This window comes from Paraburkholderia sp. PREW-6R, from assembly GCF_039621805.1.
Classification (GTDB): Bacteria; Pseudomonadota; Gammaproteobacteria; order Burkholderiales; family Burkholderiaceae; genus Paraburkholderia.
Genome location: NZ_CP155073.1, coordinates 2,597,698 through 2,610,093 on the forward strand (window position 1 = coordinate 2,597,698; position 12,396 = coordinate 2,610,093).

Sequence of the window (12,396 nt, forward strand, 5' to 3'; positions counted from 1 at the left end):
GTATGAACTCCGTAACCGAACCTCTGGTGCGGCTTGCTGCACGCGTCGATGCCATCCAGCCTTTCTATGTGATGGAACTGGCCAAGGAGGCAGCACTCCTTGAACGCGATGGACGCGACATCATCCATATGGGAATCGGCGAGCCCGACTTCACCGCACCCGAGCCGGTTATCGAAGCGGCCGCAAACGCGCTGCGCCGCGGCGTGACGCAGTACACCAGCGCGCTCGGTCTGCATGCGCTGCGGGAAGCCATTTCCGCGCATTACGCTGCGTTCTACGGCGTCGAGGTCGATCCGGCGCGGATCGTCGTGACGGCAGGCGCGTCGGCCGCGTTGTTGCTGGCCTGCGCGGCGCTCGTGGATCGCGACGACGAAGTGCTGATGCCCGACCCATGCTATCCGTGCAACCGGCATTTCGTGATCGCCGCGGAAGGCAAGCCGGTCATGGTGCCGAGCGGGCCGGCGGAACGCTTCCAGCTGACTGCCGCGGACGTCGAACGCTTGTGGAACGAGCGCACGCGCGGCGTGCTGCTGGCTTCGCCATCGAACCCCACGGGCACGTCGATCGAGCCGGCGGAACTCGAACGCATCGTGAAGGCCGTGCGGGCGCGCGGCGGCTTTACGATCGTCGACGAGATCTATCAGGGTCTGAGCTACGACGCAAAGCCCGTTTCGGCGCTTTCCTTCGGCAACGACGTCGTCACGGTCAACAGTTTCTCCAAGTACTTCAATATGACGGGCTGGCGCCTCGGCTGGCTGGTCGTGCCGCCCGGCATGGTCAGCGCATTCGAGAAGCTCGCGCAGAACCTGTTCATTTGCGCGTCGGCGCTTGCCCAGCATGCGGCGCTGGCGTGCTTTGAACCTGAGACGATCGCGATCTACGAGGCGCGGCGCGAGGAATTCAAACGACGCCGCGATTTCATCGCCCCCGCATTGGAGTCGCTCGGCTTTTCAGTGCCGGTCATGCCTGACGGCGCGTTTTACGTGTATGCGCATTGCCGCACCGTCGCGCATGCGGCCGCCGGCGATAGCGCGGCGCTGACCAAGGCGATGTTGCACGACGCGGGCGTGGTGCTGGTGCCGGGCATGGACTTCGGTACGCATGCGCCGAAGGACTACATCCGGCTTTCCTATGCAACCGCCTATCCGAAGCTGGAGGAAGCGGTCGACCGATTGGCCAGGCTCTTCGGCCGGCATTGACGCCCGCCGCGACGATTGCGCTTGAACCCGTCTAACGCTGGCGACAGCTGATCGCCGCGCGAGTCGGAATCGCAGCTCCGGCGGCTCAGGCGCAAGTACTTAAAGTCCAAAACGCAAAGCGCCAGACGCCAGGCGCAAAAAAGGACGCCCGCAGGCGTCCTTTTTTTCGTGCTCGATGCGACTTTCGTCACGCCTGCCATTCTGCTTCAAGCCGATCCCAGACCTAAGCGCCCAACTCCGATGCCGAAGCAACATGCTTGGAAGCATTGGCGCTGGCATCGTCCTGGTCGGAAACTGGCGTCTTGGCGGGCGTCGCCGCGCCCAGCGGATGGCCGCCGTCAAGCGTCATCTGCACACGCTTGCCAACGGCCGGGGAAGCAGCCGCCGCGCTTGCGTTATTCGATGCCGTCAGCACTGGCGCCTGCGGCGCATTGATCGGCACCTTGCGGCCACGCGCCACGTCACGCAAACGGCTACGCTCGGCCATCACCTTGGCGCCGTACCCGCCGTCGTCCTGCGACGTGGACCCGACATACAGACGCAGGCCACCCGGCAACGAGCCGCCACGTGCGATGCAGTCCTTCAGCACCAGCGCGCCGACCCTGATGTTCGCAAGCGGTTGGAGCGCCGCGCGCTGCCCGCCGAAATACTCGAACTTGTCCGAATGCACCTTGGACATGACCTGCATCAGCCCTTGTGCGCCGACACCGCTCTCCGCGTACGGATTGAAGCCCGATTCGATTGCCATCACGGACAGCAGCAGAAGCGGATCGAGGCCGACTTCGCGGCCAGTGTCGAAAGCCGCCTTCACGAGTTCGCTGACAGGCTCCTGAGCGACGCGATAACGCCGCGACAGATAGGAGGCCACGAGATCCTGCTCATGGCTCGAAACCAGCACACGGTCGTCGCGCGCATCGGCTGACACACGTTGCGCTGGAATCAGGCTCGCCAACGCGGTGACGCTTTGCATCGTTCGCGGATCGAGCCCGTTCAACGCGGCGACGCCCATGCCGGGCGAGCCGCTGACGTCGAATGCGCCGTCGAAGCTGGCAGTGCTGACGGTTGCGACATTGCTGCCGTTGCCGTTTGCGGCAGTGGCAGCGTCGTTGCTGATCGAATTCGCGGACAGCGACTCGTCAGAAGACGAGTTGCCGGAGCCGCCGCCCGACGGACCGATAGCCGGCAGCGGGTTGCCTTGTAACAAGCGGGCCGGACCGGCTTGCACTGCAGCGGAAATGACCGGCATCAAGCGGGCGGCAAGGGTGCCGCGCAGGGCCGGCATCAGCCACAGTGCGACGGTCAGCACGACAGCGATACCGCCGACGATGCTGAACAGGTGATGACTCATTTGCGTCCCGCGACGCAGCACACCACGCACGAACTGCGCAATCCGCTCATCGGGACGCCACGATAACCAGGCGTTCATTCAGATCTCCCATGTTGCATGATCTGCGAACTCCGCCGGAACGGGCGGCAATACGCGTTCGCAGAATCAAGACATCGCGCGCTCTGTCTGGTTAGGGCGCCGGCGACGTCGGGAAAACGGCAAATACCGTCTATGGGGAGCCATCCTGGAAGAGGACCGCGGCATGTCAAAAACATGCAGGCGCAGGCTCCCACGCGAAAAAACCAGCGTCGTCAGGCGCTGGTCAGGACATCAATCAAAGCCGTCAAAACCGTGCAGGGTCGGCATGCGGTGACGCGTTGCGTCGATAGGGACCGGGGGCAATGGTAAAAAGGTTCACGCCCTGCAACCAATGTCGACGGATTCTATGCACGGTTTTATAGATCGTCAACACTATAAACTGGCAAATCTATAACTAATTGTAATAATGAACGGTGTTCAGCTGGTTCAAACCCGCGCGGCATGCGCCTTTCCACGTCTCGCCAGTCCTCCGTTCGGCCAAAGACGTTTGGTCGATCTACGTGCGCTATCTAACACAGGTAAAATCGACAATCTTTTTCAGCTGCGCGACATCGCGCCGCGTCCTCTTTCGCCGCTTGCGCGGCAGTGAAGTGCACCGAATGAAATACAAAGACCTGCGTGATTTCGTCAGCCGTCTGGAGGCAATCGGGGAACTGCGCCGTATCTCGCAAAACGTATCGCCTGTCCTGGAAATGACCGAAGTGTGCGATCGCGTGCTCCGCGCCGGCGGCCCTGCGCTGTTGTTTGAGGGACAGCGGGACCATATGTTTCCTGTGCTCGGCAATCTGTTTGGCACGCCGCGCCGCGTCGCGTTGGGAATGGGCATCGACGCCGAGCCGGGCGCGGGAGACAGCGCAGCATTGGAGTCGTTGCGCGACGTCGGACGGCTACTCTCAGCGTTGAAGGAGCCAGAGCCGCCCAAGGGCCTTAAGGACGCGGGCAAGCTGCTCTCGCTCGCAAAGGCAGTGTGGGACATGGCGCCCAAAACCGTCAGCGCGCCGCCATGCCAGGAAATCGTCTGGGAGGGGCAAGACGTGGACCTTGCCAGGCTGCCTATTCAGACCTGCTGGCCGGGTGATGCAGGGCCGCTTATCACATGGGGTCTGACCGTCACAAAGGGCCCAAATAAGAGCCGACAAAATTTAGGCATATATCGCCAGCAGCTGATCGGACGCAACAAACTGATCATGCGATGGCTCGCGCATCGCGGTGGCGCGCTCGATTTTCGCGAGTTTGCGCTCCAGCATCCGGGCAAGCCATATCCCGTTGCGGTCGTGCTTGGCGCCGACCCGGCCACCATTCTGGGCGCGGTCACGCCGGTGCCCGACACGCTCTCCGAATACCAGTTCGCCGGACTGCTGCGCGGCGGCCGCACGGAGTTGGCCAAGTGCATCACACCGGGCGTCGACGTATTGCAGGTGCCGGCGCGCGCAGAGATTGTGCTCGAAGGTTTCATCTACCCTCAGGAAGGCGCACCCTCGCCCGCCCCGGCCGGCGCACCGCCGCGTCCCGCCAAAGGCGCCTCGGCGGCTTATGAGCATGCGCTGGAAGGTCCGTATGGCGACCACACCGGCTACTACAACGAACAGGAGTGGTTTCCCGTCTTCACGGTCGAGCGCATCACCATGCGGCGCGATGCGATCTACCACTCCACCTACACCGGCAAACCGCCCGACGAACCCGCCGTGCTCGGCGTCGCGCTGAACGAAGTGTTCGTGCCGCTGCTGCAGAAACAGTTCACCGAGATCACCGACTTCTATTTGCCGCCCGAAGGTTGCAGTTACCGGATGGCCATCGTGCAGATGAAGAAGAGCTACCCTGGCCACGCAAAGCGCGTGATGTTCGGCGTGTGGAGCTTCTTGCGTCAGTTCATGTACACCAAGTTCATCGTCGTCGTGGACGAGGACGTGAATATTCGCGACTGGAAGGAAGTGATCTGGGCGATCACCACGCGTATCGACCCTGCGCGCGACACCGTGCTGGTCGATCGGACGCCCATCGACTATCTCGACTTCGCGTCGCCGGTGGCGGGCCTCGGCTCGAAGATGGGCCTTGACGCCACTAACAAGTGGCCCGGCGAAACCGATCGCGAGTGGGGTCGCCCGATCGTCATGGACGATGCGGTCAAGCAGCGCGTCGATAACCTGTGGAACGAGCTCGGCCTGTAAGCCGGTGGCGCGACAACACCAAGGACGATAGAGGGAGCAGTTGCGGGGATGCACGCCTTTTCAATGATGTCGGACGGATTTTTTCTGTCGCTTTCGCTGTGTCTGGATATTGGCCTCGTCAACGTCGCGATCATTTCGCTCACCTTATCGCATGGTTTCAAGCCCGGTTTCTGGCTTGGCCTGGGCTCCTGTGTCGGCGACCTGATTTACGCCGCGCTCGCGCTGGCCGGCATGGCCGCATTGCTGCAGTTCGAGTCGGTGCGTTGGGTTGTCTGGATTGGCGGCGCCGCGATCTTGTTGTTTCTCACATGGAAAATGGCCCGCGAGGCCATTTTCCCGGCGACCGCGCCGGCGGTGTCAGGCGAAACGGACGTGAACGCGCGGCACCTGTCTGCGTGGCGCGGCTTCTTTCGGGGCGTGTTGCTGGCGGTGTCGTCGCCCTCGGCGATCTTGTGGTTCGCGGCGGTAGGCGGCGCGCTGATTGCGAAAACCGGCGCAACGAGCGTCACCACCGCACCCGTTTTCCTCGGCGGCTTTTTTCTCGGCGGCCTCTGCTGGACGCTCTTTATCTGCGGATTAGGAAGCCACGGGCGCAAACGCGCCGGCACCGGCCTGCTGCGCACATGTCATGTGCTGTCCGCCGTGCTCTTCGCCTACTTTTCGTACAGCGTGATTGTCAACGGGTATCGGGACCTGATCGTGCAAACCGTCCGAGCCGCGAGTTGAGCCGGCGCGATCGAGTAGGCCCATAAGCAAACGGCGCAATCGCCGAAATGAAATGGCAATTGCGCCGTCGGTAAAAAACCTTAAAAAACTGCTATTAAATTAGCGGCGATAATAACCGTGGCCGTAGTAGCCGTGATAATAGCCATGGTAGTACCCGTGGGGATAGTACGGTCGTCCATAGGGATAATATCCGCCGACCGCAATAGCGGGCGGTGCGTAATAAACCGGCGGTGGAGGCGGCGGCGGTGCATAGTAGACCGGCGGCGGGGCAGCGTACACCGGATACGCCGGCGCGACTGGAACGCCAATGCCAATACCCACAGAAACATGCGCCTGCGCCGCTGTGGCACCCCCCACCAGCGCGGCAGCTACAACGAACGGAATGATCTTCTTCACTTTTATTCTCCTGAGCTTCCACTAGGGTCGCCGACTTCGCATGACTTGCATGCCATGGAATAAATGTATCGAAAAAGACTTGGGGGCGTTGTGCGCATTTGTTGCAAATTGCAATTGCGCGCAATAACTTGTCGACAACAGGTAAGTCGCGCAACGCGTGCGGTTTTGAGGGCCAAAGGCGGGAGAGGCCTGGAACCTGAATGTCAGCGCCTCAAGCACACACCGGTAGCAGCGCTACGGGCTTAACGTCAGCCGCCCGTCTATCACAGTGGTAATGTTTAATTACAAATTCGCTTCATTCCTGACAGCACGAAGCCGTCGCCCACGAAAAAATGCCCAGCGTAAATGGGCCGGGCATTGTCTGCTTCAACTGTATGAACCGTTAGCGTATGCAGGACGTCAGTGCGTCAGCCTACGAATGACGACTCAGCCTACCTTGATATACGCGAATTCCTTCGACACATTTGGCGGCACATAGGCGCCGCTGATCCGCACGCGCGGCGTCAGCCGCTTCTTCTGATCCCACCACCGACGACGCTGCGAATGCGTCAGAAATCGCAAATGCTTTCGGTAAGAAAAAATATTCATGACTACGCTCCAGAATCTGACTGCGAGACGAAATACCAAAGACATCAACCGCGAAGCCGGCTCATTGAGACGCAAGCCACTCATGAGGAACATTCTGAGCAGTTTTCGCGCCCGCGTGAAGCGCGCGGCCGGATGAACGGGCGAGCGCGACATATCGCCAGCCGACTTGACGAGCGCCGCACGACCAAACGCACGCCGCACATTGGCGGATGCGCGATACTTCTGCTTCCATTCAAACGTCCAGTCTGGAGCAGGCAACATGTCCCAGTCCTCATTGCCGCGCCTCGGTTTCATCGGTGCGGGGCGCCTTGCGCGCTGTCTGGCGCTCGGCTTCTCGCGAGCCGGCTATCCAGTCACGGCGGTGGCAAGCCGCACCGCCGCTTCGGCCCACCACCTCGCGAGCCAGACCGATCACTGCGTGGCATTCGGCGATCCCCAACAGGTGATCGACGCTGCCGATGTCATCTTTTTAACGGTTCCAGATGACAGCATCGGTACGACAGCGCACACACTGAGATTCGGCGGACCGTCGGCCGCCACGTCGACTGCCGCGAACGGCAAGGCGCTCGTGCATTGCAGCGGCGCGTCGCCGGTAGATCTTTTGGCGCCCGCCCGCGATCAAGGGGCGGCGATTGGCGGCTTCCATCCACTGTATCTCTTCAGTGGCGATGCCGCCGACGTCGAGCGGATCGCCGGCTGCTCGGTGACGATCGAGGCCGACGGCGCCCTGAAAGACACGCTCACGGCGCTGGCCGTCGCGCTGGGTTGTCATCCGCTGTCGATCCCGCCGGGTGGCCGCATGCTGTATCACGCGGCCGCGCACTACGCGGCCAGCTTTGCACTGTGCAGTCTCGCCGAATGCGTGACGCTCTGGCAGACGCTTGGCATGACCGAAGAAGACGCGCTGCGCGCGCTGCTGCCCATGCTATCGGGCACGATCGAAGCCGCACGCGACAAGGGCTTGCCCAACGCGCTCGCGGGCCCCGTGTCGCGCGGCGATACGGGCGTCGTGCAAAAGCAGCTTGCGCTGCTCGAGAGCTTCGGCGGCGACCATGCCGCGCTGTACGGCTTGATGTCGCGGCGCGCGGTCGGTCTCGCCGAGCGGCGCGCGACGTCGCCCGCGGCAATCGAGGCGATTGCGAGCGTCGTCGAAGAATCGCTCGGGCGCTCGCTCATTCAGGCGGCGGCAGGTGCAAGCGCCAAGTAAGCCGTGATAATGTGACGTCCGGCGCCGCGCGCAATCCGCTGGCGCTACGCTTCGAGACCAACCGACGAGAACGCACAATGATCAAGGTCAGCATCCTCTATCCGTACCGGGAAAACGGCCACTTCGACGTGGACTACTACTGCGTCAACCATATGCCCCTTGCAGCGAAGCTGTTTGGGCCGTCGCTGAAAGGCTGGTCGGTCGACGTGGGCATCAACGCCGGGCCGCCTGGAACGCCGCCGCCGTACGTGGCCGCGGGGCATTTCCTGTTCGACAGCACGGAAGACTTTTACAAGGTGTTCAAACCCGCTTCCGATCGGCTCATGGCGGACATTCCCAATTACACCGACGGCGGCAACGGCGCGATCCTGATCAGCGACATCAGGAAATCCGTGTGATTGCCAACGGCCAGCGCAAGTTCGACGGCATAGAGTCTGACCGTCGGCCCGCTCAGGCGGCCGTGGTTTCGAAACGATGCGCGCAAGTGCTTGACCCAACGCATGATGTGCCGCGCCACTGCGCACAGCATGCGTAACGTTCCAGACGAACGCCGGCGCGCCCAACGGCAAGCGCCGGCATCCGCGGCCCGTTCACGGCTGCTACATGAAGGATAAGGACACGAGATGTTTGGCGATATCGCCCGTTTTCTGCTCAATACCGTCTTCACGCTGTTCGGCGCGGCGCTGTTGCTGCGCGCGTGGCTCCAGGTGGTGCGCATGCCGCCGTACAACCCGGTCACGAACGCCGTGCTCCAGGCCACCAACTGGATCGTGCTGCCGCTGCGGCATATCCTGCCCAGTACGCGCAAGATCGATTGGGCGAGTCTCGTCGCGGCGCTGCTCGCGGCGATTGTCTATGTCGTGCTGATGGTGTTCCTGACGGGCGCTGATCCGCTCACGTTGTTGCCCACGCTACTGATCGTCGCCGTGCTGACGCTGATCAAGTGGGCGCTCAATCTGGTCATCTGGATGACGATTCTGATGGCACTGCTGTCGTGGCTCAACCCGCGCTCGCCGGCCATGCCGATTCTGTATCAGCTGACTGCGCCGTTTCTGAATCCGCTGCGGCGTGTGGTACCGCAACTCGGCGGCATCGACCTTTCGCCAATCCTGCTGTTCGTGATCGTGCAGGTGCTGCTGATGGTGGTAACGCGCGCTGCCGTTCAGCTGACTTACTTCGTCATCTGAGGCTTTCGGGCTCGTGGACGGTCCGTGCCGGTCAGTTTAACGACGGGCGGCGGCGCAATTTGCGCTAACCGCCCGTTCGCGCGTAAAATAGCGCGCTCTGCGGGCGTCGTATAATGGTAATACCCTAGCTTCCCAAGCTAGAGCCGTGGGTTCGATTCCCATCGCCCGCTCCAGATTTTTTCTGACCACGCCGGCTCGCAACCCATGCGGCGGCTTTGCGAAAGAATCTGTCGCAATGTCCAGCATGAGCCGCCTCCCTGAAGGCGGCTTTTTTATAGCGGCGGCCCGCCCTCGCAGCGCGAAGCTGGCGGCGTGTCGGCGAAGCAATGGCGCGGCTGTTCGTATGTTTGCACTGTGCGTCCGATTACGGCGCACGTCGCGCACCACCCCCGGCGCACGGCGCAGCCGCGCAGCCCTTACCCTTGTAGCCGCATCCACGATGATTCACGATCCAACCGAACCCGGCCGGCCCGACGAGCTTCCAACGCCCACCGACCCAACCGCGGACACCTCTTTGGCCGACGGCGAGCCCGAGGACGGCCTGCACCGCCGACGCATCCGCAGCTTCGTCACGCGCGCCGGTCGCGTCTCAACGGGCCAGCGCCGCGCGATGGACGAACTGGGACCGCGCTTCGTCGTGCCTTTTGCGCCACAGCAGCCCGACTGGCGCGTCGTCTTCGGCCGCGAGGCGCCACGTGTGCTGGAGATCGGCTTCGGGATGGGAGCGACCACGGCCGAGATCGCCTCGAATCGTCCGGAAGACGATTTTCTTGGCGTCGAGGTGCACGAACCGGGCGTCGGCGCACTGCTGAAGTTGATGGGCGAGCAGAACCTGTCGAATATCCGCATCATTCAGCACGACGCGGTCGAGGTGCTCGAGCAGATGATCGCGCCGGATAGTCTGGACGGCGTGCATATCTTCTTTCCCGACCCGTGGCACAAGGCGCGCCACCACAAGCGCCGCCTGATCCAGCCAAAGTTCGTCGCGCTGCTGGTGTCGCGGCTGAAGGCGGGCGCATACCTGCACTGCGCGACCGACTGGCAGAACTACGCCGAGCAGATGCTCGACGTGCTCGGCGCGGAGCCCGCGCTGGAAAATACCGTCGAGGGCTACGCGCCGCGCCCGGACTACCGCCCGGTAACGAAGTTCGAGCGGCGCGGCCTGCGGCTCGGCCACGGCGTGTGGGATCTGGTGTTTCGCAAACGTGCTGCCGGATAGGCGGCGAAGGCTCGGTCAACGCTGGTGCAACGCAAGCGCACAAGCGCTGCAAAAACCGAAAACACCGAAAAGGTCCGCTTCACCCAGGCGGACTTTTTTGTTTCCACGGGCGCGAACTCGCGTCAGATGCTCAATCCGCCCAGCTCAACGCGCCGCTGTAGCCGATCAGCAGAATCAATAAGCCGAAGCCGATCCGATACCACGCAAACGCGGTGAAATCGTGCGCGGCGATATAGCGCAACAGCCAGCGCACGCAGGCAAAGGCGCTAATGAACGCAGCGACGAAGCCGATCGCGAACGTACCGAGCGCGTCGACGGACAGCGAATGCCAGTCTTTGTAAAGCTCGTATGCCGTCGCACCGAAGATAATCGGGATGGCCAGAAAGAACGAAAACTCGGTGGCGACGCGCCGGTCGAGACCGAACAGCATCCCGCCTATGATCGTCGAACCCGAGCGCGACATGCCCGGAATCAACGCAAAGCACTGCGCGAGACCGACTTTGAGCGCATCGAGCGGCGTGAGGTCATCCACGTTTTTTACGCGCGCCGCTCTCTGCCCGGTGGAACGCTGGCGAGCTTCCGCCCACAAGATCACCACGCCGCCGGCGACGAGGGCAAACGCGACCGGCACGGGTGAAAACAGCGCCGCCTTGATCGTTTTCTCGAACAGCAGGCCGAGCACGATCGCCGGAATGGTCGCAATAACCACGTTGAGCGTGAAGCGCCGCGCGTCCGGCCGTGTCGGCAAGCCCGACACCACGCTGCCGATGCGCCGCCGGAACTCCCAGCACACCGCGAGAATCGCGCCGAGCTGAATGACGACGTCGAAGGTTTTCGCGTGGTCGTCGGTGAAATTCAGCAGGCTTCCCGCGACGATCAGATGCCCGGTGCTCGACACCGGCAAAAACTCCGTGAGCCCTTCCACCACGCCCAGAATCAGCGCCTTGCAAGCCAGTAGCCAGTCCATCCCTGCCCCTTGTCACTGTTGTCAGTCGGAACGAACAGGGCCAGACAGTCGCGCGGCCCTGCCGGCCGCGCGCTTGCGTCACTTTTCGACGATTTGCACGCGTATGCCGTTTGTAAGGATTGTGATTGTACCGGGTTCGTAGTTCACGCCGGCAAATTGCAGTTGTTCCGACTTGAACGTGTAGATCGGATAGTTGGCAAGGAGCTGCGTGGCCAGCACGGCGGCCCCCGCATTGATCTGCTGCGTGTAGGCCTGCGCCTGTCCGCTCACGCTGACGTTGTCCACGTTTGGCGAGCGAAGCACGACTGACCTGCTGGCTGCGTCGTAAGCAAGTTCGCTCGACAGCGTGAACACGCCGTCCACCGGTTGCGGCATGAACGGGCTGGCAAGATGCGCGTCGAGCTTGATGGACACGCGATTCGTCTCCGGCAGGAACCCGACCACCGGATTGTCGAGCGCCACGTCGAACACCTGCGAGACCGTGCGCCGATACGGAAACTTGCGCTGCACGGCGTCCTGCACCTGCTGCTGCGAAAACGTGTAGTGCGATGGGATGAACGGAAAAGTGGACGTCGCGCAAGCAGCCATGGAAAGCGTGATGCCGAGCGCGCTACAACCGGTCAGCGCGGCAAGCAGAAAGCGGCGCCGGGACGGCGCAGCAAGTCGGGTCATGCGAAATCTCCTGTGGACATTTTCTTGGGCCGTTATCGAAGTCGGAGGACGACGGTCGGGTGGTGTCGCGGGGTCATCAACACAGCCGGGGGACTCCCCGGCGCATACGTTCGTTTATTGCAGGATCAACCGTTCACGCAGACGGACGCGTTTGCACTTCGAGTTGCGTGAGCCACGTCAACGCTTCGACGCGGCTCGTGCCGCACATCTCCGCCTGCGGCTGCAGCCCTGAACAGCACGCCGGACGCTCAGGCTGGCCGAAGATCGCGCAGCGCAGATCGTCGCCGAGTTGTATGCAGCGCACGCCCGCCGGCTTGCCGTTCGGCATGCCCGGAATCGGACTCGAAATCGAAGGCGCGATACAGCACGCGCCGCAGTAGGGACGGCACGCGTGTCCGTCCACATTGAACGGCGACGTGCAGGCCTCTCGCGGCTTCGACTCATGTGCCGACTCATGTGCCGACTCATGCACAGAGTCATGCACCGAGTCATGCGCGCAGTCATGCTTCGAGTCGCGCGCCACGTTTTGCTGCATCACACTGTCCGACACATCATTCACGACGTTTTCCTGAATTCAAAACGGGCAACACCTTGCCAGACCCGCATTGTGCCACTGCCTCTCGTGCGACCTTTTTACGCAA

At 62.4% G+C, this 12,396-nt stretch carries 13 protein-coding genes and 1 tRNA gene; 8 read left to right on the forward strand and 6 right to left on the reverse strand.

Translation table 11 applies throughout. From position 1 onward, the window contains the following. Nucleotides 1-2: 2 nt before the first annotated feature. Complete coding sequence (locus AAGS40_RS11310; protein ID WP_345811425.1) at nucleotides 3-1,199, forward strand: pyridoxal phosphate-dependent aminotransferase; 1,197 nt, start codon at nucleotides 3-5, stop codon at nucleotides 1,197-1,199. A gap of 223 nt (nucleotides 1,200-1,422) precedes the next feature. On the opposite strand, the gene AAGS40_RS11315 is transcribed toward AAGS40_RS11310, so the two are convergent. Then, nucleotides 1,423-2,625 carry a transglycosylase SLT domain-containing protein gene (locus tag AAGS40_RS11315; protein ID WP_345811426.1) on the reverse strand — a complete coding sequence of 401 codons (1,203 nt, stop codon included), beginning with the start codon at nucleotides 2,623-2,625 and terminating at the stop codon, nucleotides 1,423-1,425. Nucleotides 2,626-3,224: 599 nt separating this feature from the next. Between AAGS40_RS11315 and AAGS40_RS11320 the strand changes: the two genes are divergently transcribed. Both AAGS40_RS11320 and AAGS40_RS11325 read left to right on the forward strand, forming a co-directional pair. Next, a complete protein-coding gene (locus AAGS40_RS11320) occupies nucleotides 3,225-4,793 on the forward strand; it encodes a UbiD family decarboxylase (protein WP_345811427.1) in 1,569 nt (522 codons plus the stop codon). Nucleotides 4,794-4,841: 48 nt separating this feature from the next. Then, on the forward strand, nucleotides 4,842-5,519 hold the full coding sequence (locus AAGS40_RS11325) for a LysE family transporter (RefSeq protein WP_345811429.1): 678 nt from the start codon (nucleotides 4,842-4,844) through the stop codon (nucleotides 5,517-5,519). Nucleotides 5,520-5,618: 99 nt separating this feature from the next. Here the strand turns inward: AAGS40_RS11325 and AAGS40_RS11330 are convergent, their stop codons facing one another. Both AAGS40_RS11330 and AAGS40_RS11335 read right to left on the reverse strand, forming a co-directional pair. Beyond that, on the reverse strand, nucleotides 5,619-5,915 hold the full coding sequence (locus tag AAGS40_RS11330; protein WP_345811430.1) for a hypothetical protein: 297 nt from the start codon (nucleotides 5,913-5,915) through the stop codon (nucleotides 5,619-5,621). Nucleotides 5,916-6,341: 426 nt separating this feature from the next. Continuing rightward, on the reverse strand, nucleotides 6,342-6,503 hold the full coding sequence (locus AAGS40_RS11335) for a hypothetical protein (RefSeq protein WP_345811431.1): 162 nt from the start codon (nucleotides 6,501-6,503) through the stop codon (nucleotides 6,342-6,344). A 259-nt stretch (nucleotides 6,504-6,762) separates the two neighbouring features. On the opposite strand from AAGS40_RS11335, the gene AAGS40_RS11340 reads away from it, so the two are divergent. The 5 genes from AAGS40_RS11340 (at nucleotide 6,763) to trmB (ending at nucleotide 10,116) form a co-directional block, all read left to right on the forward strand. After that, entirely contained in the window at nucleotides 6,763-7,710 is a 948-nt protein-coding gene (locus AAGS40_RS11340; RefSeq protein WP_345811433.1) for a DUF2520 domain-containing protein, read from the forward strand. Between the two features lie 77 nt (nucleotides 7,711-7,787). After that, the gene (locus tag AAGS40_RS11345; protein WP_345811434.1) at nucleotides 7,788-8,108 is read left to right on the forward strand and encodes an EthD family reductase; all 321 of its coding nucleotides are present in this window, start codon (nucleotides 7,788-7,790) and stop codon (nucleotides 8,106-8,108) included. A 225-nt stretch (nucleotides 8,109-8,333) separates the two neighbouring features. Continuing rightward, nucleotides 8,334-8,897, forward strand: a complete 564-nt coding sequence (locus AAGS40_RS11350) for a YggT family protein (RefSeq protein WP_345811435.1) — start codon at nucleotides 8,334-8,336, stop codon at nucleotides 8,895-8,897. Nucleotides 8,898-8,996: 99 nt separating this feature from the next. Further along, nucleotides 8,997-9,070, forward strand: a tRNA-Gly gene (locus AAGS40_RS11355). A gap of 266 nt (nucleotides 9,071-9,336) precedes the next feature. After that, the gene (gene trmB / locus AAGS40_RS11360) at nucleotides 9,337-10,116 is read left to right on the forward strand and encodes a tRNA (guanosine(46)-N7)-methyltransferase TrmB (protein WP_345811436.1); all 780 of its coding nucleotides are present in this window, start codon (nucleotides 9,337-9,339) and stop codon (nucleotides 10,114-10,116) included. 130 nt (nucleotides 10,117-10,246) lie between these two features. Here trmB and AAGS40_RS11365 read toward each other — a convergent pair whose 3' ends face one another. From AAGS40_RS11365 to AAGS40_RS11375, 3 genes are all read right to left on the reverse strand, one after another. Beyond that, on the reverse strand, nucleotides 10,247-11,083 hold the full coding sequence (locus AAGS40_RS11365) for an undecaprenyl-diphosphate phosphatase (protein WP_345811437.1): 837 nt from the start codon (nucleotides 11,081-11,083) through the stop codon (nucleotides 10,247-10,249). Between the two features lie 78 nt (nucleotides 11,084-11,161). Then, nucleotides 11,162-11,755: a DUF1439 domain-containing protein gene (locus AAGS40_RS11370; RefSeq protein ID WP_345811438.1), complete on the reverse strand. Its 594-nt coding sequence runs from the start codon at nucleotides 11,753-11,755 to the stop codon at nucleotides 11,162-11,164. 133 nt (nucleotides 11,756-11,888) lie between these two features. Beyond that, nucleotides 11,889-12,158 (reverse strand): YkgJ family cysteine cluster protein, encoded by a 270-nt coding sequence (locus AAGS40_RS11375; RefSeq protein WP_345814381.1) that lies wholly within the window; start codon nucleotides 12,156-12,158, stop codon nucleotides 11,889-11,891. Between the last annotated feature and the right edge of the window lie 238 nt (nucleotides 12,159-12,396).